The 22,179-nt window shown below is 71.9% G+C and carries 21 protein-coding genes and 1 pseudogene; 13 read left to right on the top strand and 9 right to left on the bottom strand.

The features are described from left to right. Window positions 1-21: 21 nt before the first annotated feature. From CRP51_RS04760 to CRP51_RS04745, 4 genes are all read left to right on the top strand, one after another. Window positions 22-1,005 (top strand): carbohydrate ABC transporter permease, encoded by a 984-nt coding sequence (locus tag CRP51_RS04760; protein WP_097229697.1) that lies wholly within the window; start codon window positions 22-24, stop codon window positions 1,003-1,005. After that, window positions 1,002-1,814, top strand: a complete 813-nt coding sequence (locus tag CRP51_RS04755; protein WP_097229696.1) for a carbohydrate ABC transporter permease — start codon at window positions 1,002-1,004, stop codon at window positions 1,812-1,814. The genes CRP51_RS04760 and CRP51_RS04755 overlap by 4 nt, the downstream gene beginning before the upstream one ends. A gap of 6 nt (window positions 1,815-1,820) precedes the next feature. Continuing rightward, complete coding sequence (locus CRP51_RS04750; protein WP_097229695.1) at window positions 1,821-3,392, top strand: glycoside hydrolase family 3 protein; 1,572 nt, start codon at window positions 1,821-1,823, stop codon at window positions 3,390-3,392. Between the two features lie 117 nt (window positions 3,393-3,509). After that, window positions 3,510-4,562, top strand: coding sequence for an SIS domain-containing protein (locus CRP51_RS04745; RefSeq protein WP_097229694.1), 1,053 nt, complete (start codon window positions 3,510-3,512; stop codon window positions 4,560-4,562). A gap of 21 nt (window positions 4,563-4,583) precedes the next feature. Here the strand turns inward: CRP51_RS04745 and CRP51_RS04740 are convergent, their stop codons facing one another. Further along, window positions 4,584-5,339 carry an SDR family oxidoreductase gene (locus CRP51_RS04740; RefSeq protein ID WP_097229693.1) on the bottom strand — a complete coding sequence of 252 codons (756 nt, stop codon included), beginning with the start codon at window positions 5,337-5,339 and terminating at the stop codon, window positions 4,584-4,586. Window positions 5,340-5,444: 105 nt separating this feature from the next. Between CRP51_RS04740 and CRP51_RS04735 the strand changes: the two genes are divergently transcribed. Beyond that, complete coding sequence (locus CRP51_RS04735; RefSeq protein WP_097229692.1) at window positions 5,445-6,077, top strand: TetR/AcrR family transcriptional regulator; 633 nt, start codon at window positions 5,445-5,447, stop codon at window positions 6,075-6,077. A gap of 293 nt (window positions 6,078-6,370) precedes the next feature. Next, entirely contained in the window at window positions 6,371-7,864 is a 1,494-nt protein-coding gene (locus tag CRP51_RS04730) for a sensor histidine kinase (protein WP_097229691.1), read from the top strand. A 258-nt stretch (window positions 7,865-8,122) separates the two neighbouring features. Here the strand turns inward: CRP51_RS04730 and CRP51_RS04725 are convergent, their stop codons facing one another. Both CRP51_RS04725 and CRP51_RS04720 read right to left on the bottom strand, forming a co-directional pair. Beyond that, window positions 8,123-8,380 (bottom strand): WhiB family transcriptional regulator, encoded by a 258-nt coding sequence (locus CRP51_RS04725; RefSeq protein ID WP_019433310.1) that lies wholly within the window; start codon window positions 8,378-8,380, stop codon window positions 8,123-8,125. A 335-nt stretch (window positions 8,381-8,715) separates the two neighbouring features. Beyond that, window positions 8,716-9,684, bottom strand: coding sequence for a diacylglycerol/lipid kinase family protein (locus CRP51_RS04720; protein ID WP_097229690.1), 969 nt, complete (start codon window positions 9,682-9,684; stop codon window positions 8,716-8,718). Window positions 9,685-9,744: 60 nt separating this feature from the next. On the opposite strand from CRP51_RS04720, the gene CRP51_RS04715 reads away from it, so the two are divergent. Continuing rightward, complete coding sequence (locus tag CRP51_RS04715) at window positions 9,745-10,176, top strand: hypothetical protein (RefSeq protein ID WP_097229689.1); 432 nt, start codon at window positions 9,745-9,747, stop codon at window positions 10,174-10,176. Window positions 10,177-10,188: 12 nt separating this feature from the next. Here the strand turns inward: CRP51_RS04715 and CRP51_RS04710 are convergent, their stop codons facing one another. The 3 genes from CRP51_RS04710 to CRP51_RS04700 all read right to left on the bottom strand — a co-directional run bounded on the left by CRP51_RS04710 (window position 10,189) and on the right by CRP51_RS04700 (window position 12,282). Continuing rightward, entirely contained in the window at window positions 10,189-11,073 is an 885-nt protein-coding gene (locus tag CRP51_RS04710) for an RNA polymerase sigma factor SigF (protein ID WP_439333123.1), read from the bottom strand. 47 nt (window positions 11,074-11,120) lie between these two features. Next, window positions 11,121-11,534 carry an ATP-binding protein gene (locus CRP51_RS04705; RefSeq protein ID WP_097229902.1) on the bottom strand — a complete coding sequence of 138 codons (414 nt, stop codon included), beginning with the start codon at window positions 11,532-11,534 and terminating at the stop codon, window positions 11,121-11,123. A gap of 271 nt (window positions 11,535-11,805) precedes the next feature. Continuing rightward, complete coding sequence (locus tag CRP51_RS04700; protein ID WP_097229687.1) at window positions 11,806-12,282, bottom strand: NUDIX domain-containing protein; 477 nt, start codon at window positions 12,280-12,282, stop codon at window positions 11,806-11,808. A 210-nt stretch (window positions 12,283-12,492) separates the two neighbouring features. On the opposite strand from CRP51_RS04700, the gene CRP51_RS04695 reads away from it, so the two are divergent. Continuing rightward, the gene (locus CRP51_RS04695; RefSeq protein WP_097229686.1) at window positions 12,493-14,922 is read left to right on the top strand and encodes a HelD family protein; all 2,430 of its coding nucleotides are present in this window, start codon (window positions 12,493-12,495) and stop codon (window positions 14,920-14,922) included. 100 nt (window positions 14,923-15,022) lie between these two features. Here CRP51_RS04695 and sodN read toward each other — a convergent pair whose 3' ends face one another. Further along, on the bottom strand, window positions 15,023-15,418 hold the full coding sequence (gene sodN / locus CRP51_RS04690; protein WP_097229685.1) for a superoxide dismutase, Ni: 396 nt from the start codon (window positions 15,416-15,418) through the stop codon (window positions 15,023-15,025). A gap of 233 nt (window positions 15,419-15,651) precedes the next feature. Between sodN and CRP51_RS29315 the strand changes: the two are divergent. Beyond that, window positions 15,652-15,858, top strand: a pseudogene (locus tag CRP51_RS29315) (S24/S26 family peptidase); the annotation flags it as partial. 86 nt (window positions 15,859-15,944) lie between these two features. Here CRP51_RS29315 and CRP51_RS04680 read toward each other — a convergent pair. Further along, window positions 15,945-16,613 (bottom strand): CGNR zinc finger domain-containing protein, encoded by a 669-nt coding sequence (locus CRP51_RS04680; RefSeq protein ID WP_245880369.1) that lies wholly within the window; start codon window positions 16,611-16,613, stop codon window positions 15,945-15,947. Between the two features lie 111 nt (window positions 16,614-16,724). Between CRP51_RS04680 and CRP51_RS04675 the strand changes: the two genes are divergently transcribed. Beyond that, window positions 16,725-17,483, top strand: coding sequence for a class I SAM-dependent methyltransferase (locus tag CRP51_RS04675; RefSeq protein WP_097229683.1), 759 nt, complete (start codon window positions 16,725-16,727; stop codon window positions 17,481-17,483). Window positions 17,484-17,535: 52 nt separating this feature from the next. Here the strand turns inward: CRP51_RS04675 and CRP51_RS04670 are convergent, their stop codons facing one another. Continuing rightward, entirely contained in the window at window positions 17,536-18,735 is a 1,200-nt protein-coding gene (locus CRP51_RS04670) for an NAD(P)-dependent malic enzyme (protein ID WP_281259632.1), read from the bottom strand. Window positions 18,736-19,345: 610 nt separating this feature from the next. On the opposite strand from CRP51_RS04670, the gene CRP51_RS04665 reads away from it, so the two are divergent. Genes CRP51_RS04665 through CRP51_RS04655 form a run of 3 tightly spaced genes read left to right on the top strand, consistent with a single transcriptional unit; the run spans window position 19,346 to window position 22,095 of the window. After that, entirely contained in the window at window positions 19,346-20,296 is a 951-nt protein-coding gene (locus CRP51_RS04665) for an ABC transporter substrate-binding protein (protein ID WP_097229682.1), read from the top strand. Window positions 20,297-20,327: 31 nt separating this feature from the next. Beyond that, window positions 20,328-21,308, top strand: a complete 981-nt coding sequence (locus tag CRP51_RS04660; protein ID WP_097229681.1) for an amino acid ABC transporter permease — start codon at window positions 20,328-20,330, stop codon at window positions 21,306-21,308. A 34-nt stretch (window positions 21,309-21,342) separates the two neighbouring features. Further along, window positions 21,343-22,095, top strand: a complete 753-nt coding sequence (locus tag CRP51_RS04655) for an amino acid ABC transporter ATP-binding protein (RefSeq protein WP_097229900.1) — start codon at window positions 21,343-21,345, stop codon at window positions 22,093-22,095. Window positions 22,096-22,179: the final 84 nt, after the last annotated feature.

The following is a 22,179-nucleotide window of genomic DNA, read 5'->3' as shown; positions in this document are numbered from 1 at the left end:
GCCACCCGAGGGAAGACACGCATGACCGTGCACATCGAGGAAGCACCGGCACCACCACCCCCGGTCAAGGGCACCCGGGGCTCCGGGGATGACCGCCGCCCCCCGCGCCGGAGAGTGCCCTCGGGCCTGGTGCCCTACCTGCTGCTCGCCCCCGCAGTGATCGCGATCCTCGCGGTCCTCGGCTACGCGCTGTTCAGAAACGTGCTGATCTCCCTCCAGGAGTTCGGCCGGAAGCAGCTGATCTCGCGCACCACCGAGTGGACCGGGCTGGACAACTACAAGGCGGTCCTGGAGAACGAACGTTTCTGGGACTCGCTGGTCCGCACGTTCCTCTTCATGGCCGCCAACGTGGTCCTGATCATGATCATCGGCACCCTGCTGGGGCTGCTGCTCAACGCGCTCGGCAAGAAGATGCGCCTGGTCCTGGCGGTCTCACTGGTCGCGGCCTGGGCGATGCCGGTCATCGCCACCACCACGGTCTTCCGCTGGCTCTTCGACACCCAGTTCGGCGTCGCCAACTGGCTGATGCGCACCCTCGGCTTCTCCGGCTACGACCAGCACAACTGGTTCGGCAGCGGCTTCTCCACGCTGACCATCGTCACCCTGCTGATCGTCTGGACGTCCGTCCCGTTCGTCGCCCTCAACCTCTACGCGGGGCTGACCACCGTCAGCGGCGAGATCTGGGAGGCCGCGCGGATGGACGGCGCCTCCTCGACGCGGATCTTCTGGTCCATCCTGCTGCCGATCATGCGGCCCTTCTTCATGATCACCACGTTCCTGGAGATCATCTGGGTCTTCAAGGCGTTCGCGCAGATCTACGCGATGAACGGCGGCGGACCCGACCGGCAGTCCGAGACGCTTCCCGTCATGGCCTACGTCGAGGGCATGGGGCAGAACCAGTACGGCATGGCCGCCGCGATCTCGGTGCTGACGCTGGTGATCCTGATGATCGCCATGTCCTTCTACTTCCGGCTGATCCTCAAGCAGGAGAAGGAGAACTCATGAGGAAGCTCTGGCTCAACGGCACGGCCCTGGTGCTGTCCGTGCTGTTCATCTTCCCGGTCTACTGGATGCTCAGCACCTCCTTCAAGGACAACTCCCAGGTCCTCACCAAGGACCCGGTCTTCTTCTTCACGCCGACCTTCGACCACTACTCGACGGCCACCGGCGTCGACCTCTTCTGGACCTACGTCGCCAACAGCTTCGTGGTCACCGTCGGCGCCGTGCTGCTGGCCCTCCTGGTCGCGCTGGCCGCGAGCTTCGCCATCGCCCGGATGGAGTTCCGGGGCCGCCGGGGCATGGTGATCGCGGTGATGATGGCGCAGATGGCCCCCTGGGAGATCCTGATCATCGTCGTCTACCTGAACGCCAGGGACGCCGAGATGCTCAACAGCCTGGTCACCCTGACGCTGATCTACTTCGTCATGGCGCTGCCCTTCACCATCTGGACGCTGCGCGGCTTCATCGCCGCCGTGCCGAAGGAACTGGAGGAGTCGGCCATGATCGACGGCTGCAACCGTGCCCAGGCCTTCCTCCGGGTCATCTTCCCGCTGCTCGCCCCCGGCCTGATGGCCACCTCGCTCTTCGGCTTCATCGCGGCGTGGAACGAGTACGCCATGGTGCTGGTGCTCAACAAGTCCCCCGAGGCCGCCACCCTCCCGCTCTGGCTCACCCAGTTCCAGACCAACTTCGGCAACGACTGGGGTGCCACCATGGCCGCCTCCACGATGTTCACCGTCCCTGTGCTGATCGTCTTCCTTGTTCTCCAGCGACGGGTCACCGGCGGGCTCTCCGCCGGGGCCGTGAAGGGATAACGCTCCATGACCACCGTGGTACCCGACTCCGACACCCTCACCAGGGACGCGCTGGCCGTTCTGCAACCCACCTTCGCCGGTACCCACCGCGCGCCCGACTGGCTGCTGGCCCAGCTGGAGAACGGGATGACCGGCGTCGGGCTCTTCGGCAGAAACGTGGTCTCCACCGAGCAACTCGCCGAACTGACCGCGCACCTGCGCGAGGCACGCCCCGACGTGCTGGTGGCCGTCGACGAGGAGGGCGGGGACGTCACCCGTCTCGACGTGCACGGCGGCTCCTCCGTGCCGGGCAACCACGCGCTGGGCAGCGTGGACGACCCGGACCTCACCCGCGAGGTCGCCGCCGAGATCGGCCGCAGGCTCGCCGCCTGCGGGGTCAACGTCAACTGGGCGCCGTCGGCCGACATCAACTCCGACCCGGAGAACCCCGTCATCGGCGTCCGGTCCTTCGGCGAGGAGCCGGGCCTGGTCGCCCGGCACACCGTCGCCTACGTGGAGGGACTCCAGTCCGCCGGCGTCGCCGCCTGCGTCAAGCACTTCCCGGGGCACGGCAACACCAACGTCGACTCGCACCACGCGCTGCCGCGCATCGACATCGACCTGACCACCCTCCACGAGCGGGAACTGGAGCCCTTCCGCGCGGCGATAGCCGCCGGCAGCCGCTGCGTGATGAGCGCCCACATCCTGGTGCCGGCGCTCGACCCCGACCGCCCCGGCACCCTGAGCCCCGCCGTGCTGGGCGGCCTGCTGCGCGCCCCGGTCGCCGAGGGCGGCCTCGGCTTCGACGGGCTGATCTACACCGACGCCATCGAGATGCGGGCCGTCGCCGGCACCCACGGCCTGGAGCAGGGCTGCGTCCTGGCCGTCGCGGCCGGCGCCGACGCGCTGTGCATCGGGGGCACGCCCTCCGACGAGGCGGAGGTGCTGCGCCTGCGCGACGCCCTGATCAACGCCGTCCGCTCCGGCCAACTGCCCGAGGAGCGTCTCCACGACGCGGCCGAGCGCGTCCGCGCCCTCGGCCGCTGGACCGCCACCGCGCGCGCCCACCCCGCCGCCGCCCCGGAGGTGAGCGGCATCGGGCTGACCGCCGCCCGCCGCGCGGTGCGCATCAGCCGGGCCGAGGACGGCCCGCTCCGGCCGCTGACCGGGCCGGCCCACGTGGCCACCCTCAGCCCGGCGGCCAACATCGCCGTGGGGGAGGAGACCCCCTGGGGCCCCGGCGCCGAACTGACCCGACTGCTCCCCGGCACCACCGTCAGCGCCCACGCCGCCGCCGACGCCCAGCGCGCCGGCTCGGCCGGGCTGGCCGAGGAGGTGCTGGCGGCGGCGGGGGAGCGTCATCTGGTCGCGGTCGTCAGGGACCGCCACCGGCACACCTGGATGGCCGACACCGTGACCGAACTCGTCGCCGCCCGCCCCGACACCGTCGTCGTGGAGATGGGCGTCCCGCACGCGGCGCCCGTCGGCGCGACCCATCTGGCCACCTACGGCGCGGCCCGCGTCTGCGCCCAGGCCGCCGCCGAGGCCCTGACCGGTCACCGACCCGACCAGGAGACGCCCTCGGCCCTGCCCGGTTAGGCCCCGCACGCCCGGCAGCCGCTGCCGCCCCCGCGCCCCTGCTCCAGGGCGCGCGGGGCGCCGCCCCCTGCCCTTCCCGCACTCCGTCCGCACCACTCCGGCTGGGAGAACCACACGATGTCCGCGACCGAGCCAGGCCGGCTGATGCTCGCCGAGATGACCGAACAACCCGCCGTGCTGCGCCGCCTGTTGCAAGACGGCGCACCCCGCATCGCCGAGGTGGCGCGGGACATCGCGGCGCGTCGCCCGCGCTTCGTCCAACTCACCGGGCGTGGCACCTCCGACAACGCCGCGCTCTACGCCAAGTACCTCCTGGAGATCGAACGGGGACTCCCCTGTGGTCTCACCTCCATGTCCACCACCACCGCCTACGGCGCCAAGCCGGACCTGCGCGACGTGCTGGTGATCGCCGTCAGCCAGTCCGGCGGCTCGCCGGACCTGGTCGCCTCCACCACCGCGGCCCGCGAGGCCGGGGCCATCACCCTCGCCGTCACCAACAACCCGGACTCCCCGCTGGTCGCCGCCAGCGAGTACGCCATCGACGTGCTCGCCGGACCTGAGAAGGCGCTTCCCGCCACCAAGACCTACACGGCCGAGCTGCTGGCGCTCCATCTCTTCGTCACCGCCCTGGGCGGCGATGACGGCACCCTGGCCGCGGCCCGGCTGCCCGAGCTGGCCGAACGGGTCCTCGCCCGCCAGGACGAGGTGCGCTCGCTCGCCGCCCGCTACCGCTTCGCCGAACGCATGGTCCTCACCTCCCGCGGCTACGGCTATCCGACGGCCAGGGAGGCCGCGCTCAAGCTGATGGAGACCAGCTATGTGCCGGCCCTGGCCTACTCCGGCGCCGACCTGCTCCACGGCCCGCTGGCGATGGTGGACAACATCTTCCCGGTGATCGCGGTGGTCCCCGACGGCCGCGCCGGCGAGGCGCTGCGCCCCGTGCTGGAGCGGCTCACCGACCGGGGTGCCGACCTGATGGTGGTCGGTCCCCGGAAGGCGCTGACCGGGGCGTCGGCCGGCTTCGCGCTGCCGACCGACGACCTTGCCGAGGAGCTCCAGCCGATCCTGGAGATCATGCCGCTCCAGCTTCTCGCCTACGAGGTGACCCGGGCCAGGGGCCAGGACCCCGACGCCCCTCGCGCCCTGGCCAAGGTCACCGAGACCCACTGACCCGGCCTGCCCCGGGAGGAGTCACAGCAGCGTCCCTCCGGTGGCGTCGATCGACTGGCCCGTCACCCAGCGGGAGTCGGCCGAGGCGAGAAACGCCACCACGTCCGCTATGTGTGCCGGGCTCCCCACCTCGCCGAGCGGCGACAGCTCCGCGATCGCCGCTCGGCTCGACGGGTCGTCCAGAGCGAGCCGTGCGTTCATCTCCGTGTCGACGATGCCGGGGGAGACCGCGTTGACCGTGATCCCTCGCGGGCCCAACTCCCTTGCCAGGGCAGCCGTCAGGGCCTCGACGGCGGCCTTGGTCATCGTGTAGGCGACCAGGTCGGGCATCATCCCGGGGCGCTGGGCCGCCCCGGAGGAGAGGGTGACGATCCGGCCGCCGTCCCGCAGCCGGGAGAGCCCCTGCTGGATGACGAAGAACGGGGCCCGCACGTTGACCGCGTGCAGCCGGTCGAACTCCTCGCGATCGGTGCCGGCGATCCCGGCCGTGCCGGCGATACCCGCGTTGTTCACCAGGATGTCCAGACCGTCGGCCTCCTGGTCGAAGGCGGCCCAGAGCGCCTCGGCGTCCCCCGGCTCCCCGAGCCGGGCGCGCAGCGCGAACGCGCTGCCGCCCGCCGCCTCGATCGCCGCGACCGTCTTCTCTGCCGCCTCCTTCCGCTCCCCGTAGTGGACCGCGACACGCGCCCCGTCCCGTGCCAGCCGCTCGGCGATGCCCCGTCCGATGCCCCGGCTGCCCCCCGTGACCAGTGCCGTCCTGCCCTTGAGCGTGCTCATGAGACACACCTCTCCCCTGGAATCCCGCTACCTGGAAATAGCTAGTGATCGCTACAGAAAGAACCGTAGCAGCACTTCTGGAAGAGGCGCTATAGAATTCGGCGCATGGTCACCCGATCGCGTGGACGCCCCCGCTCCTTTGACCGCGACACCGCGCTGGAGCGGGCCACCCATGTCTTCTGGCGGCACGGCTACGGGGCCACCTCGATCTCCGACCTCACCGCCGCCCTCGGCATCGGGGCCCCCAGCCTCTACGCGGCGTTCGGGGACAAGCGCACCCTCTTCGAGGAGGTCGTGGCGCACTACGTGGAGACCTACGGCTCCTTCGTCGGTCAGGCCATGGCGGAGGAGCCGACCGCCCGCCGGGCCGTGGAGCGGGTGCTGCGCCGGGCGGCGGACGAGTACGCCGTGCCGGGCCGCCCCGCCGGCTGTCTGATCATCTCCGCCGCCACCAACTACCAGGACTCCGACCGCGAGATCGCGGAGAAGCTGCGCGTCGTGCGCGAGGGGAACGCCCGCGCCTTCAGCTCCCGGATCAGGGTGGACATCGCCGCCGGCGTGCTGCCCGAGGACGTCGACGCCGACGCGCTCGGCCGCTACGCGGGGGCCGTGATGCAGGGGATGAGCCAGCAGGCGCGGGACGGCGCGGGCGCCGAGGAGCTGCGGTCGGTGGCGGAGCTCGCGATGCGCGCGTGGCCGGCGGAGCTGCGGGAGGAGCCGGAGACGCCGGCGGGGTGATGCCCCGGGGCCACCCACGGGCCGCGGCACCGAAGAGGGACCCTCAACCCTCTTGGCACCGCAGCCCGGAGCGATATGGGCCCGGGACGCCGTCAGGGCAGAGAGCGCCGGGCCCCGCTCTGCCCTCCTGTGCGGGGAGGACAGAAGTCCGAGGTTCCCTCATTCTGGACCGCGCGGCTCCCATGTGTCCATGCTCTGAACGGACTTCCCGCCCGTTTTCGTCGTTCCCCGTCACAAGTTGATCACAAGGCGCATCCGAACCGTCTCAAGGCGTACGCCGGTAAGCTCCAGGTGTGCCCTCCATGAACGATCTCGTACGTCAGCACACCGACCTGGGGACCGGAGACCTGGAGTGGCTGCACCTCCTCGTCTCCGAGTGGCAGCTCCTCTCCGACCTCTCCTTCGCGGACCTGGTCCTGTGGCTGCCGACCGAGGACGGCACCCGCTACGTCTCCGTCGCCCAGATGCGTCCCAACACCGGTCCCACCTCCTACCAGGACGACATGGTCGGCCACCTGGTCCCCAGGGGCCGGCGCCCGCTGCTGGACGTCGCGCTGGACGAGGGACGGATCGTGCGCGAGGGCGATCCGGAGTGGCGCGAGGAGGTGCCGGTGCGCGTGGAGTCGATCCCGGTGCGCAGGGAGGGCCGGGTGCTCGGGGTGATCGCGAGGAACACCAACCTGCTGACCGTGCGCACCCCCAGCCGGCTCGAACTCACCTACCTGCAGAGCGCGTCCGACCTCGCGCAGATGATCGCCGGCGGCGCGTTCCCGTTCCCCGGGCAGCAGGTCGGGATGGACCGGGCGCCCCGGGTCGGCGACGGCTTCATCCGGCTGGACGCCGAGGGCACCGTGCAGTACGCCAGTCCCAACGCGCTCTCCGCCTACCACCGGCTGGGCCTCGCCGCCGACCTGGTGGGGCTGCCGCTCGGCCCGACCACCGCGGACCTGGCCCCCACCCGGGGGCCGGTCGACGAGTCCCTGGTGAAGCTGGCCAGCGGCTGGGCGCCTCGGGAGACCGAGATCGAGGGCGCCGACTGCGTGATCCAACTCCGCGCCATTCCGCTCAAGCCGAAAGGCGAACGGATCGGTTCGTTGATACTTCTGCGCGATGTGACCGAGTTGCGGCGCAGGGAACGCGAACTCATCACCAAGGACGCGACCATCCGGGAGATCCACCACCGGGTGAAGAACAACCTGCAGACCGTCGCCGCGCTGCTGCGCCTCCAGGCGCGCCGCATCGGCGCGGCCGGGGACTCCAACGCGCGGGCCGCGCTGGAGGAGGCGGTGCGCCGGGTCGGCTCGATCGCCATCGTGCACGAGACGCTTTCACAGAACCTCGACGAGCGCGTGGAGTTCGACGAGATCGCCGACCGGGTGATCGCGATGGTCGCCGAACTCTCCCCCGAGGGACGGGTGGTGGGCCGCCGCAGCGGGCGTTTCGGCATTCTGGACGCGGAGACCGCCACGCCGCTCTCCATGGTGCTCACCGAGGTGCTGCAGAACGCGCTGGAGCACGGCTTCGGCCCGGGGGAGCGGGGCGCCATCGACGTGCTGGCCTCCCGCACCGACGTGCCGCGCGGACCGAGCCGACTGCTGGTCACCGTCGAGGACGACGGCCGGGGGCTGCCGGAGGGGTTCGACCCGCGGGGCGGGGGCAACCTCGGGCTCCAGATCGTGCGGACGCTGGTCGAGGGGGAGTTGGGCGGCCGCTTCGACATGCTGCCGGCCGAGGGGGGCGGCACCCGGGTGATCCTCGATCTGCCGCTGCAACCCGAGAAGCGCTGAAGGGTGAAGATCCGGCGCCGAGTTGACGAGGCGCCGCGTTGACGGTTTCCGGTGGCGCCGCGTTGACGGTCGCCGGGGCGCGTGGAGTTGACGTGGCGTCGGATTCGTCCGTCCGGGGATCGCGCGGGCAGCACTAAGCCCCGGCGTCCTGGCCGGTGTTCGGCCGGACGCCGGGGCTCATCACGTCCTACGCGATGTGCACCGACGGTGGTGCGGGTGCTGCGGCTCGCGGCAGCGAAGGTGGTGGCGGTGAGCCTGTCAGGCGGTGGCCTTACGCGCCCGGTTGCGAGCGGCGCGACGCTTCATCGCACGGCGCTCGTCCTCGCTCATGCCGCCCCAGACGCCGGAGTCCTGACCGGACTCCAGAGCCCACTGCAGGCACTGCTCCATCACGGGGCAGCGGCGGCAGACGGCCTTGGCTTCCTCGATCTGCAGCAGCGCGGGACCGGTGTTGCCGATGGGGAAGAAGAGCTCGGGGTCTTCCTCGCGGCAAACGGCGTTGTGACGCCAGTCCATGTCTGCTCCATCTCCTGCATGTGGCAGTTACATTGCTTGTGAATGTGAACGCTTTCACGAATCCCCCCACGAGGGAAGAGTGTCGACAAACGTCACTCTGGGTGAGGGCCTCACTGCGATCCCGAAGGACGAGGAGGAAGGATTCGGGCTCTCAAGGGGGCCTTGGGGTTTGGCCGTCCCGATCGCCATGAAGAGACTCGCAAACCTCGGCGGCGGATACAACCCCTTCCGAGAAGTTTTTTTTGAATCCTTGGTGTCGCCTAGCTCACAACCCTAATTCCCTTGGGTGGAGTCTGCGCTAAACGTTCGACTACAAGGACTTTTGGCGCTTCCGCTCACACAATCACACGCAGTGCACGGCGCACGCCTGTGAAGGAGACGCTGTTTCGCAGTCCCAGGTGGTCACCATCAAGCTGAAACGGCAGTGGCACCTGCGATTGCAAGGTGAACTCCGTTTCGTCATGCAACGACACCACATGTCGGCCATGTGGGCCTCGATCCGGGCTTGAGCGCAGGAGCTGGGTGCCGTAGCGGGTGACGGCGGCGGAGGAGAGGCGGGAGAGGCCGAGGACGTCGAGCGCGGTGTCGAACGACGCGCGGGGGGCCGCGTACATCGGCTTGTTGCCCAGGAAGGTCCAGGGCGCCGTGTTGCAGACTATCGACAACACCAGTCCCTCCACCGGCTCCTGGCCCTCCCGGCGCAACACGATGCTGCCCTGGGTGCGTTGGCGGTCGCCGAGGAACTGCCGCATGGCCTGGCGCACGTAAAGGGCGTGTGTGGAACGTTTGCCGCGCTCGCGCTGCCCCTCCACGCGGCCGATCACCCCCGCGTCGAACCCGTACCCGGCACAGAAGGTGAACCAGCGGCTCGGCACCTCCGCGTCCCGCGTGCCCGGTGTCCCGCCGGCGAGGCCGAGGCCGATGGTGCGCTCGGAGCCGGCGTGCAGCGCGTCCAGCAGCGCCCCCGTGGCCTCCACCGCGTGGTTGGGCAGGCCGAGGGCGCGGGCGAAGACGTTGGTCGAGCCGCCGGGTACCACGGCGAGCCTCGGCAGGTCGCCGTCGGGGTCCGGCCCGTTGTGCAGCAGGCCGTTGACCACCTCGTTGACGGTGCCGTCGCCGCCGAGCGCGATCACCACGTCGGTGCCGGCCTCCGCCGCCTCGCGGGCCAGCCGCCGCGCGTGGCCGCGGTACTCGGTCGCGGCCACGTCCAGCTTGAGATCGCTGGCGAGCGCGTGGGTGAGTACGTCTCTGGTCCGCGCGCTGGTGGTGGTGGCGACCGGGTTGACCACGAGAAGAGCGCGCATGGGTGCAGGGTACCCAGGTCGCGCCCCGGGCGCGGCGCGGGTGCCTTATACCCTGGCCGGGTGAGCGAGACGAGCGCGCGGGACACGGAACGGACGGACGCCGAACGGCCACGCAGGGTGGCGGTCGCCGCCGCCGTCTGCGGGGCGCAGGGGGCGGTGCTGGCCGCGGTGGGGGCGGTGATCCTGGTGCTGGCGATCGTCGGGGACCCCGGAGACCTCACCCAGGCGATCGGCGGGTCGGTGACGCTGCTGGCGCTCGCCGTGGTGCCGCTGGTCGCCGGCCACGGACTGTGGCGGCTGCGCAGGTGGAGCCGGGGGCCTGGGGTGATGGCGCAGCTGCTGGCGCTGCCGATCGCGTTCACGCTGCTCGGCAGCGGCGGGGGCTGGGTGCTGGCGGCGTTGCCGCTGGCGGCCTCGGCACTGCTGGTGCTCGGCTGTCTGCTGAGCCCGACGGCGACCGAGGCGCTCGGCGTGGGACCGCGCTCCGCCTGAGGCGGGCGGCGCCTACTCCTCCACCAGGAGCTTCTCCCGGAGCTGGGCCAGGGTGCGGGCCAGCAGCCGGGAGACGTGCATCTGCGAGATGCCGACCTCCTGGGCGATCTGCGACTGGGTCATGTTCCCGAAGAAGCGCAGCAGCAGGATCTTCTTCTCGCGGGGCGGCAGCTGCTCCAGCAGCGGCTTGAGCGACTCGCGGTACTCCACGCCCTCCAGGGCGTCGTCCTCGGCGCCCAGCGTGTCGGCGACCGCGGGGGACTCGTCGTCGGTGTCGGGGACGTCGAGCGAGAGGGTGCTGTAGGCGTTGGCCGACTCCAACCCCTCCAGGACGTCCTCCTCCGAGATGTTCAGCCGCTGGGCCAGCTCGTGCACCGTGGGGGCGCGCCCGTGCTGCTGGGACAGCTCGGCGGTGGCCTGGCTGAGCGACAGGCGCAGCTCCTGGAGCCGGCGCGGCACCCGCACCGCCCAGCCCTTGTCCCGGAAGTGGCGCTTGATCTCGCCGACCACGGTGGGGGTGGCGTAGGTGGAGAACTCCACGCCGCGATCCGGGTCGAAGCGGTCGACCGACTTGATCAGGCCGATGGTGGCGACCTGCGTGAGGTCGTCCAGCGGCTCGCCGCGGTTGCGGAAGCGGCGGGCCAGGTGCTCGACCAGCGGCAGGTGCATCCGCACCAGGGTGTCGCGCAGCTCGGCGCGCTCCGCCGAGCCCTCGGGCAGGGTGCGCAGCTCGACGAAGAGGCCGCGCGCCGCGCTCCGGTCGTGGGGGTCGGGCGCCACCCTGCGGCGCGCCGGCTGCGACGCCTCGACGTGCGTGCGCGCGTGCTCGACATCGGTCTGGCCCGGAATGGTCGCGCCGGCCGGCTCCTGGCGTGCCGCGCGCGCTGTCTGCTCCAGCTCGTTCACCTCGGCCTCCTCGTCCCGTGGCGGCCCCTGGGCGCCGGTCACGGCGCTCCGGGGGCGGCGCCGCGCTTCTTGTGCAGGCTGATGCTGACCGTCCTGTCCTCGGCGACGGCCGACTCGACCTCGCCGGCGAGCGCGGTGAGCACCGTCCAGGCGAACGTGTCGCGCTCCGGGGCGTGGCCCTCGGTGGTCGGGGCCGAGACCGTCACCCGCAGGGCGTCACCGACGAGCGTGAAGACGCAGTCGAGAACGCTGCCGGGGATGGCCTGCTGGAGCAGGATGGCGCACGCCTCGTCCACCGCGATGCGCAGGTCCTCGATCTCGTCGAGGGTGAAGTCCAGCCGGGCGGCGAGCCCGGCCGTGGCCGTGCGCAACACCGACAGATAGGCACCAGCGGCCGGCAGCCGGACTTCGACGAAGTCCTGCGTTCCGGGCTCACCTGGGAATGGGGACACCCTCACCTCCACAGAGACTCACAGTTCGTGGGCGTTCCCGGGCACCGTCCGGTGCCCTGGCCGCCCTGCGACGCTACCGCGATCCACCGCGCGCTGTCGCCTGCCAGGGAACGCGGCCGACCGACCTGACCACCTCAGCGGCATCACTCATCGTAGTGCGCTCGGTGCGTAGTGTGCCCGGTGAGGCGGCGTCAAATCCCCTGTCGGCGACAGATGTTGTGCGTGATCATCACGGTGGTCGTTGATCGTACTGCCCCGCCGGGGCGCCGTGTCACGCCCACCCGAGCTGGGTGAGCCCCACCCCGCCGCTCAGGCAGCGCTCGATGACGCGGTCGGAGCGGAAGACCATCTCCTCCGGCAGGGCGCGGGTGTCGACCCAGCGCACCTCGGAGTGCTTGGCGGGTTCGACGTTGCGCGCCTCGCCGCTCCAGGTCTCGGTCAGGAAGATCACGGTGAGGAAGCCGTTGGGCGCCTCGGCCCCGCGCGCGGCGTGCAGCACGTGCGCGATCCGCAGCGACGACTCGTCCACGACCAGCCCGGTCTCCTCGTGCAACTCCCGCACGGCGGCGGTCGCGACGGGCTCGCCCGGGTCGCACTTGCCGACCGGGAGGTCCCACTCGCCGGGCGCGAACTTGGCGTGCGGTCCCCGCCGCAGCAGCAGCACCCGCCCCTCGGCGCGGTCGTGCACGAGAACGGCGGCGGCGAGCATCGTCATGGACTGGACGGCGGGCGGCAGGGGCTGCGACATGCGCCCACAGTAGGGCGCGCGGGCGGCCGGAGGGGAGCGGTTATCCCAGGCCGGGGCGGCCTGGGGGGAACAAAGGGAGGAACGAAGGGGGAACAGAAAAGCCGCCCCTTGCGGATGCGGCGAATTCCTCGCTATATTGCGTCGTTTGGTGTGCTCGCATTGCGGACACATGTCAACTCCCGAGGAAATTCTAGCGAATAGGGGGTCGCTTTGTCAAGCGACGCGGAAAGCCCGGAGATCGCGGCGGAACAGGCTTATGTCGACGGCCTCTATCTCCGCCTCGACACCCTGCGGAACGAGACGGCGGAACGCCTCGACGCGACCCTGGCCAGCACCGGTCTCACCCATCAGGGCCTGGCCGAACGCGATCTGCGGGCAAGCGAGTTGGCCGCCGGGCTGGCCCGGCTCGACGCCGTCGAGAGCGGGCTGTGCTTCGGTCGGCTCGACCTGGCGGACGACGAAGGCACCGGTTCGTCCGGCACCGCGACCGAGGAATCCGCGGCCACGGACAAAACGGGGGCCGCCGGCGCACACGGAACCGCGCACCCGGCCTCCGGCGAAACCCGCGCGGAATCCGTGCCGGTCAGGGAACGGCGTTATGTCGGCCGCCTCGGACTTCGCGCCGACGACGGCGAGTTCACCCCGTTGCTCATCGACTGGCGCGCCCCCGCCGCGCGGCCGTTCTACGTGGCCACCGCGCTGCACCCGGACCGGGTGCGCAGACGCCGGCACATCCGCTCGCGCGGGCGGCGGGTGACCGGTGTGTGGGACGAGGACTTCTCCGGCGGCGCCTCCGAGGTCAACGGCGACGCGGCCCTGCTGGAGGCGCTCACCGCGGCCAGGACCGACCGGATGAGCGACATCGTGCCCACCATCCAGGCCGAGCAGGACGAGGTGATCCGCGCCCACCACGCCGGGGTGCTGGTCGTCCAGGGCGGCCCCGGCACGGGCAAGACCGCCGTCGCGCTGCACCGGGCGGCCTATCTGCTGTACACCAGGCGCGAACGGCTGGCCAGGAGCGCGGTGCTGGTCGTCGGGCCCAACCCCACGTTTCTCTCCTACATCGGCGACGTGCTGCCCTCGCTGGGCGAGACGGGCGTGCTGCTGGCCACCGTCGACCGGCTCTTCCCCGGGGTGACGGCCCGGCGGACGGAGTCCCCGGCGGGTGCGGTCACCAAGGGGCGGCTGGCGATGGTCGAGGTGCTGGCCTCGGCCGTCGCCGACCGGGGGCGACCGCCTGGGGAGGACCGCGTGCTCCTCGTCGACCGGCAGCCGCTGACCGTCCCGGCCGCGCTGAGCGCCCGGATCGCCGCGCGGGTGCGGGAGTCGGGGCTCCGGCACAACGAGGCGGCGCCGTTCTTCCGGAAGCTGCTGCTGGACGCGTTGGCCGAGCGGGTCGCCGCCCGCTACGGCCGGGACGTGTTCGACGACGCGCCGCTGCTCACCGAGGCCGACCTGGTCGAGATCCGCGCCGAACTCGCCGAGGACGCCGACGTGACGGCGCTCGCGGACGAGCTGTGGCCCACGCTCACCCCGACCGCGCTGCTGGCCGGGCTCTACGCCTCCGAGGAGCGGCTGGCCGCCGCCGCGCCCGAGCTCTCGGCCGCCGAACGCGCGGCGCTGCACCGGCCGGAGGCGCCCGCCGGCTGGACGGCCTCGGACGTTCCGCTGCTGGACGAGGCCGCCGAGCTGCTGGGGCCCGTGCCGCCGGGCGCCCCCGACCCGGCGGAGGCGGAACGCGCCGAGGCGGTGCGGCTGGCGCGGGAGGCGCTGGAGGTCGCCTACGGCTCGCGCGAGGCCCAGTCGGAGAACGCGGACGAGGCCGAGGAACTGGCCGCCTGGGACGTGGTGGACGCCGAGGCGCTCGCCGAACGGCAGGCCGAGACCGACACCAGGAGCGCGGCGCGGCGGGCGGCGACGGACCGCACCTGGGCGTTCGGGCACGTGGTGGTGGACGAGGCCCAGGAACTCTCGCCGATGGCGTGGCGGCTGCTGATGCGGCGCTGCCCCACGCGGTCGATGACGCTGGTCGGCGACATCGCCCAGACGGGAGAGGCGGTGGGCGCGCCCTCCTGGGACGCGGTGCTGGCGCCGCACGTGGGGGAGCGCTGGCGGCTGGCCGAGCTGAGCGTCAACTACCGGCTGCCCGCCGAGATCGCCGAGGTCGCGGCCGGGGTGCTGGCCAGGATCGACCCGGCCCGCCGCGCGCCGCGCGCCGTGCGGTCCGGCGGCGAACGGCCCTGGTGGCGGCGGACCGGGGACGCCACGCCGGCCGGCCTGGCCGCGCGCGGCGCCGCGCTGGCGGCGGCGGAACACGCGGCGCTGCCCGAGGGGCGCGTCGCGCTGCTGGTGCCCCGCTCGCTGCTGCCGGTGACGCGGCGCGCGGTGGCGGCGCTGGCCGGGGCGGGGGAGGTGGCGGTGCTCGATCCGGGCACCGCGAAGGGGCTGGAGTTCGACGTGGTCCTGGTCGTCGACCCCGAACGCATGGTGGCGGAGTCCCCGCGCGGACTCAACGACCTCTATGTCGCCCTCACCCGCTCGACCCGCCGCCTCGGGCTCCTCCACCCGGTCCCGCCCGGGGCGCCCGCCACCGCGCCGGCCGGCCTGACGGGGCTGACGGAGGTGCGCGACGGGGAGTGAGGACGCGCGGCCGTCCCACGGGGTGCGGGCGGGGCCCGGAAACGCCCGCACCCGGCGCGCGGACGCGGGCCGGGTGCGGGGGTGGGAAGGCGTGGGGCGGTCAGCCCTTCTTGGTCTCCCAGAAGATCTTGTCGATCTGGGCGATGTAGTCGAGCGCCTTCTGGCCGGTCGCCGGGTCGGTGGAGCCCTTGGCCGCGCTGAGGGCCTTCAGGGTCTCGTTGACCAGCTGGTGCAGCTCCGGGTACTTCTCGAAGTGCGGGGGCTTGAAGTAGTCGCTCCACAGCACCGAGACGTGATGCTTCGCCAGCTCGGCGCGCTCCTCCTTGATGACGGTGGCGCGGGCGCGGTAGTGGGGGTCGTCGTTGGCCTGGTACTTCTCCTGGACGGCCTTGACCGACTCGGCCTCGATGCGGGCCTGGGCCGGGTCGTAGACGCCGCACGGCAGGTCGCAGTGCGCGCTGACGCTGACCTTGGGGGCGAACAGGCGGGAGAGCATAGAGCTGTCCTTCCTCGTGATCGTCTTCTCCCGGGCGAGGTTACTCCGTGCAGGGGCGGTTTTCTCGGCCGACCCGATCCGCGCGGTGGGGCCTAGGCCGAAAGTCCGGGGCCCGCCGGGCCCCGGGGCGGAGGGTGGCGGCGCGTGACGGGAGGGAAGGATGGGGGCGCGGTGGACATGCGATCACCGGAGGCAGCGGGGACCATGGCTCAGGAACGACGAGTGAGGACGCGATGAGGCTTGGGCTGGCGGAGGTCTACAACCCTTCGATGCTGCCCACCCTGTATCCGGGCGACCAGTTGCTGCTCGCCTACGGTGCGCGCGTGCGGCCCGGACACGTGGTGGTGCTCCGTCACCCGTTCCAGCACGATCTGCTGATCGTCAAGCGCGCCGCCGAGCGGCGGGACGCCGGGTGGTGGGTGCTCGGCGACAACGCGTCGGTGACCAACGACAGCCGGGAGTTCGGAGCCGTTCCCGACGGGCTGCTGGTGGCCAGGGCGGTGCTGCGGCTGCGTTCGCCGCTGGCTCAGCGCTCGCCCGCCGGGCCGGAGGTCTCCGCGCCGGCGGTGGGGCGCGTGGGCGCGTTGGCCGGCGCGTTGGGGCGGTTGCCCTCGGCGGTGCGCCCGCTGACGGCGCGTTCGCGGCGTTTGCGCGCCCGGTAGGCGGCGACGTTGGCGCGGGTGGCGCAGCGGTCGGAGCAGTAACGCCGGGAACGGTTGGTCGATGTGTCGACATAGGCGTTGCGGCAGGGGTCCCCCTCGCAGATGCCGAGGCGGTCGGCGCCCAGCTCGGTGAGCTGCACGGCGAGGCCCATGCAGGCGGTCGCCGCGTAGCCGGCGGTGGCGTTCGACGGATGCTCGGCCAGGTGCAGGTGCCAGCGCGGGCGGCCGGTGTCGTCGAGGAAGTCGTGGCCCGAGATCTGCGGGCTGACCGGGTACTCCAGCAGCAGCGCGTTGAGCAGGTCGACCGCGCCCCGCTCGTCGCCGTCGGCGGCGGTGGTGAAGACCGCGCGCAGCCGGGTGCGTACCCCGCGCAGCCGGGTCACGTCCGCCTCGGTGGCCCGCCGCGCGGCCTGCCGGGCCTCGCCGAAGAGGTCGCGCACGGCCTCGACCGAGGTCAACGCGTCGGCGCCGCGGTGCGGCTGCTCGGTGTTGACGAGGCGGACGGCGAAGTCGGAGTAATGGGTCAGTTCCAATTGTGTTCCTTACCCGGCGAACCTATAGTCGTGATCGGCCATGGTAATGGGTCGCCTCCGAAGTCGGCCCTTACCGCTGGCCTCAGCCGTCCACGGCCTCAGGGAGGGGCGATGACCGACTGGTCGATCTGGCAGAAGAGTTGGGACCGGCAGCAGGAGTGGTACCTGCCGGACCGGGAGGAGCGCTTCCGGGTGATGCTGGACGCCGTCGAGGCGCTGGTGGGCGACCGGCCCCGGGTGCTCGACCTGGCCTGCGGCACGGGCAGCATCACGGCGCGGGCGCTGCGCCGCTTCCCCGGCGCGGTCAGCGTCGGCGTGGACCTGGACCCCGCGCTGCTGGCCATCGCCGAGGGCACCTTCGCCGACGAGCCGCGCGCGACCTTCGTCACCGCCGACCTCACCGACCCCGACTGGGCGCGGGCGCTGCCGCACGACTCCTACGACGCGGTGCTCACGGCGACGGCGCTGCACTGGCTGACCGAGGAGCCGCTGCGCGCGCTCTACGGGCGGCTCGCCACGCTGGTGCGCCCCGGCGGTGTCTTCCTCAACGCCGATCACATGCCGCACCGCGAGGCGCCCGCTATCGAGGCGGCCGTCGCCGCGTACGAGTCGGCCAGGCGGGAGCGGGAGAAGGCCGACGGCAGGGACGACTGGGCCGACTGGTGGGCGCGGGCGGCCGCGGCCCCCGAGCTGGCGGAGGCGACGGCCGCCCGCTTCCGGATCTACGGCGACCCGGCCCGGGGAGATCACGCGGACGGGCGGATGTTCCCGCTGGAGTGGCACGTGCGGGTGCTGCGCGAGGCCGGCTTCCGTGAGGCGCGGGCGGCGTGGGCCTCCCTCAGCGACATGACGGTGCTGGCCTTGCGGTAGCGGTCCGCCGCCGCGTGTCCCCCGGCCCGGCCGGGGGACACGCGGAACGGCCTCAGAGCCGCGCCACACCCTCGGCCCGCGCCGCGTCGGCCACGGCCGCGGCCACCGCGGGGGCCACCCGCTCGTCGAACGGCGAGGGGATCACCCGCTCCGGGCTCAGCTCGTCCGCGACCACCGCGGCCAGCGCCTCGGCCGCCGCCAGCTTCATCCCCTCGGTGATCCTGGTCGCCCGCACCTGGAGCGCCCCGGCGAAGATGCCGGGGAACGCCAGCACGTTGTTGATCTGGTTCGGGAAGTCGCTGCGCCCGGTGGCCACCACCGCCGCGTGCCGGGCGGCGACCTCGGGGTGCACCTCCGGATTCGGGTTGGCCATGGCGAAGACGAACGCGCCGGGCGCCATCGTCGCCACCGCCGACTCGGGGACGGTGCCGCCGCTGACCCCGACGAACACGTCGGCGCCGGCCAGCGCGTCGGCGAGGGAGCCGGTGCGGCCGTTCGGGTTGGTGGTCTCGGCCAGCTCGCGCTTGATCGCGGTCAGGTCCTCCCGGTCGCGGGAGACCACGCCGCGCCGGTCGCAGACCACGACGTCGTCGACCCCGGCGCCCAGCAGGATGCGGGCGATGGCGACGCCGGCGGCGCCGGCTCCGGAGATCACGACGCGCAGCGCGGCGAGGTCACGGCCGGTGAGCCGGACGGCGTTGCGCAGCGCGGCGAGGGTCACCACGGCCGTGCCGTGCTGGTCGTCGTGGAAGACCGGGATGTCCAGCCGCTCCTGGAGCCGCCGTTCGATCTCGAAGCAGCGGGGCGCCGAGATGTCCTCCAGGTTGATCCCGCCGAAGGAGGGCGCCAACCGCGCGACGGTCTCGACCAGTTCGTCCACCTCGCGGCAGTCCAGCGCCACCGGCACCGCGTCCACGCCGCCGAACTGCTTGAAGAGGATGGCCTTCCCCTCCATCACCGGCAGCGACGCCTCCGGGCCGATGTCGCCGAGGCCGAGCACCGCGCTGCCGTCGGTGACCACGGCGACCGTGCCGGACTTCCAGGTGTAGTCGTCGACCAGCTCGGGTCGTTCCGCGATCGCCTCGCAGACCCGGGCGACGCCCGGGGTGTAGGCGAGGGAGAGGTCGTCGGCGTCGCGCAGCGGCACCGTGCCCGCGACCTCCATCTTGCCGCCGCGGTGCAGGGCGAAGACCGGGTCGAGTCCGGGCTCCGGCAGCTCGTCGGCGGGCGGTCGCGGGGAGACGCGCGGCAACTGCCCGCGCGGGTTGATGAGCTCCGATGTCACTTCGGGTAACCCCTTTGTCCAACGTCATCGTCTGAGGGCGGCCGCTCTCCGGTCGGAGCGCGGGCGGGCACCGCGTCCGCCGTGCGCCCCGGCAGTTGGCTGTCGGCGCGGCCGTGGTGCGGACGCCGGGCGCTTCGCACAGGCGCCCAGGTCCCCGGGTGAGGGGTGTACCGCACGGTTCTACCCGATCAGGCGGCGCACCGACGAACACTTTCGCTTTCCGCTGGAAAACGTCGTGGAAGCGAGGGTGGTTGCGGCGCGCGTCCGTCGGGCGACCGGATGGCGTCCGAACCCTGGTGGGGACTGATCAACGGGGTCCTCGCGTGACGCATGTCTCAGTGGTCGTCGAGCCGGAACGGGAGGCGGCACAAGCGACCTTCAGTGAAGCGAAGTTGTCCTTTTCCGATCACCGGTGTTCATTGTCCGTTATCCGATCTTGATCTACCGACCGGTTCCGTTTCGGATTCGGATGGCAAGATGTCCTGTCACTGAACGCGCGACCGGCGCTCAGACTGTCGTGACACCCGACGACGCGTGCCCGGCCCCCTCGGTACCCCCGCTTCAGGAGGAACACGCCATGACCGCTCGCCTTACCCGTCGCTCACGTCTGGCGGCGGCCGGAGCCGTCGCGGCGGCCGGCGTACTGCTCCTCGGCGCCTGCGGCGACCAGACCGACGACGCCGACAGCGGCTCCGGCGGCTCCGGCAGCGGTGGCGGCGGCGAGTCGGGTGAGGCGGCGGGCGAGCTGTTCGACCTGCTCCCGCAGGACATCCAGGACGCCGGCGAGATCAAGGTCGGCTCCGACATCGCCTACGCGCCCATCGAGTTCATCGACGAGAACGACGAGATCGCCGGCATCGACCCCGACATCGGCGCCGCGCTCGGCGAGGTGCTCGGCGTCGACTTCGTCTTCGAGAACGGCACCTTCGACGGCCTGATCCTCGGCCTCAACAACGGCCGCCACGACGTCATCATGTCCGCGATGACCGACACCGCCGAGCGCCAGCAGGGCGTCAGCGAGGACGCCGAGGGCGGCGCGGACTTCGTCAACTACTTCCAGGCCGGCTCCGCCCTCCTGGTCGCCGCGGACAACCCGGAGGGCGTCGAGTCCGTCGACGACCTCTGCGGGCTGAGCGTCGCCGCGCAGCAGGGCACCGCCAACGAGGCCGTGATCGAGGCCGCGCAGGAGAACTGCGACGAGCCGATCGAGCCGGTGATCAACGAGGTCGACAGCGAGTCGATCACCGCGCTCCAGAACGGCCGCGCCGACGTCGTCGTCACCGACTACCCGGTCGCGCTCTACAACGAGCTGACGGCGGGCGGCGGCGACCTCTTCACCGTGGTCGGCGAGCAGATCGACGCCGCGCCCTACGGCATCGCCGTCTCCAAGGAGAACACCGAGCTGCGCGACGCGCTCCAGGCCGCCGTCCAGGAGATCATCGACAACGGCGCCTACGCCGAGGTCCTGGCCGAGTGGAGCGCCGAGGCCGGCGCCATCGAAGAGGCCACCGTCAACGCCGGCGAGTGACCGCGACCGACAGCCAGCGAGGGCGATCCCCGTGTCAGATTCGCACGACAGCCTGTCCAAGAAGCCGGCGGACGAGCCCGGTTCGGGTGGCGGCGGCGTGAAGGAGCGGGTGCCGCCGGAGGCCATCCGCGCGGTGCCGGTGCGCCACTGGGGCCGCTGGATCGGCGTGGCGGTGGTGTTCGCACTGCTCGCCGCGCTCTTCCAGGCGTTCCGCGGCGCCGACATCAACTGGGACGTGGTGGGGGAGTTCCTCACCTACGACACCATCATCGAGGGCGCCGGCAAGACGCTGTGGATCACGCTGCTCTCGATGCTGCTCGGCGTCGTCCTCGGCGTGGTCCTGGCGATCATGCGCCTCTCCGGCAACCCGGTGCTCTCCGGCGTCGCCTGGGGGTACATCTGGTTCTTCCGCGGCACCCCGGTGCTGGTCCAGCTCTTCCTCTGGTACAACCTGTCGTTCGTCTTCGAGACCGTGAACCTCGGTTTCTACAAGGACGAGATGAACGACTTCATGACGCCGTTCCTCGCGGCCCTGCTGGGCCTCGGGCTCAACGAGGCGGCGTACATGGCGGAGATCGCCAGGGCCGGCATCCAGTCCGTGGACCGGGGGCAGACCGAGGCCGCCCACGCGCTGGGCATGAACAACGGCAGGACGCTGCGGCGGATCGTGCTCCCGCAGGCGATGCGGGTCATCATCCCGCCGACCGGCAACGAGTTCATCAACATGCTGAAGACCTCGTCACTGGTCTACGCGATCCAATACACCGAGCTGTTCCGGGCCGGCAACACGATCAGCACCCGAAACCTCGCGGTCATGGAGATGCTGATCGTCGTCACGGTCTGGTATCTGATCCTGACCACGGTGTTCAGCATCGGTCAGTACTACTTGGAGCGGTACTTCGCCAGGGGCAACGAACGGGTGCGGCCCCCCACCCCGCTCCAGCGGGCCCGCGCGTGGCTGACCGGCCCGCGCCGACAGCGTCCGGGCCGCGGCCCGGCCGGAGGAGTGTGAGCCGATGGGCACGACGACGAACTCCTCGTCCCCGATGGTCAAGGCCGAGCGGGTCTACAAGAACTTCGGCCCCGTGCAGGTGCTCAGGGGCATCGACCTGGAGGTCAGCCCGGGGGAGGTCTGCTGCGTGGTGGGGCCCTCGGGCTCCGGCAAGTCCACGTTGCTGCGCTGCGTCAACCACCTGGAGAAGATCAACGCCGGCCGGCTCTGGGTCGACGGCGAACTGGTCGGCTACCGCCAGCGCGGCGACAAGCTCTACGAGATGCGCGAGCGCGAGGTCGCGGCCCAGCGACGCGACATCGGGATGGTCTTCCAGCGCTTCAACCTCTTCCCGCACATGACGGCGACCGAGAACGTCATGGAGGCGCCCGTCCAGGTCAAGGGCCTGAAGCGGGCCGAGGCGCGGCAGCGCGCCGAGGAGCTGCTGGCCCGGGTCGGGCTCGCCGACCGGATGGCCAGCTACCCCTCGCAGCTCTCCGGCGGCCAGCAGCAACGCGTCGCCATCGCACGGGCGTTGGCGATGGACCCCAAGCTGATGCTCTTCGACGAGCCCACCTCCGCGCTCGACCCCGAGCTGGTGGGCGAGGTGCTCGACGTGATGCGGGCGCTGGCCGAGGACGGCATGACCATGATCGTGGTGACCCACGAGATGGGCTTCGCCAGGGAGGTCGGCGACACCCTCGTTTTCATGGACGACGGCATGGTGGTCGAGGCCGGCGACCCGCGCGAGGTGCTGGCCAACCCGCGTCAGGAACGCACCAGGGCGTTCCTCTCCAAGGTGCTCTAGGGGCAAGGCGCTCTGAACGCGCGGTGCTCCGGGCGCGCGGTGCCCTGAACGCGTGGTGGTCCGGGCGCGCGGTTCCGAACGGCG

The sequence above is a fragment of the Streptomyces zhaozhouensis genome (assembly GCF_900230195.1).
Taxonomy (GTDB): Bacteria; Actinomycetota; Actinomycetes; order Streptomycetales; family Streptomycetaceae; genus Streptomyces; species Streptomyces zhaozhouensis.
This window is presented reverse-complemented; position numbering and strand designations above follow the sequence as displayed.

Coding starts and splice junctions, on each gene's coding strand:
- CRP51_RS04725 (WP_019433310.1), bottom strand. CDS start 8,380: ATGGACTGGCGTCACAACGCCGTTTGCCGCGAGGAAGACCCCGAGCTC.
- CRP51_RS04745 (WP_097229694.1), top strand. CDS start 3,510: ATGTCCGCGACCGAGCCAGGCCGGCTGATGCTCGCCGAGATGACCGAA.
- CRP51_RS04720 (WP_097229690.1), bottom strand. CDS start 9,684: ATGCGCGCTCTTCTCGTGGTCAACCCGGTCGCCACCACCACCAGCGCG.
- CRP51_RS04675 (WP_097229683.1), top strand. CDS start 16,725: ATGACCGACTGGTCGATCTGGCAGAAGAGTTGGGACCGGCAGCAGGAG.
- CRP51_RS04755 (WP_097229696.1), top strand. CDS start 1,002: ATGAGGAAGCTCTGGCTCAACGGCACGGCCCTGGTGCTGTCCGTGCTG.
- CRP51_RS04750 (WP_097229695.1), top strand. CDS start 1,821: ATGACCACCGTGGTACCCGACTCCGACACCCTCACCAGGGACGCGCTG.
- CRP51_RS04655 (WP_097229900.1), top strand. CDS start 21,343: ATGGTCAAGGCCGAGCGGGTCTACAAGAACTTCGGCCCCGTGCAGGTG.
- CRP51_RS04740 (WP_097229693.1), bottom strand. CDS start 5,339: ATGAGCACGCTCAAGGGCAGGACGGCACTGGTCACGGGGGGCAGCCGG.
- CRP51_RS04700 (WP_097229687.1), bottom strand. CDS start 12,282: ATGTCGCAGCCCCTGCCGCCCGCCGTCCAGTCCATGACGATGCTCGCC.
- sodN (WP_097229685.1), bottom strand. CDS start 15,418: ATGCTCTCCCGCCTGTTCGCCCCCAAGGTCAGCGTCAGCGCGCACTGC.
- CRP51_RS04760 (WP_097229697.1), top strand. CDS start 22: ATGACCGTGCACATCGAGGAAGCACCGGCACCACCACCCCCGGTCAAG.
- CRP51_RS04665 (WP_097229682.1), top strand. CDS start 19,346: ATGACCGCTCGCCTTACCCGTCGCTCACGTCTGGCGGCGGCCGGAGCC.
- CRP51_RS04735 (WP_097229692.1), top strand. CDS start 5,445: ATGGTCACCCGATCGCGTGGACGCCCCCGCTCCTTTGACCGCGACACC.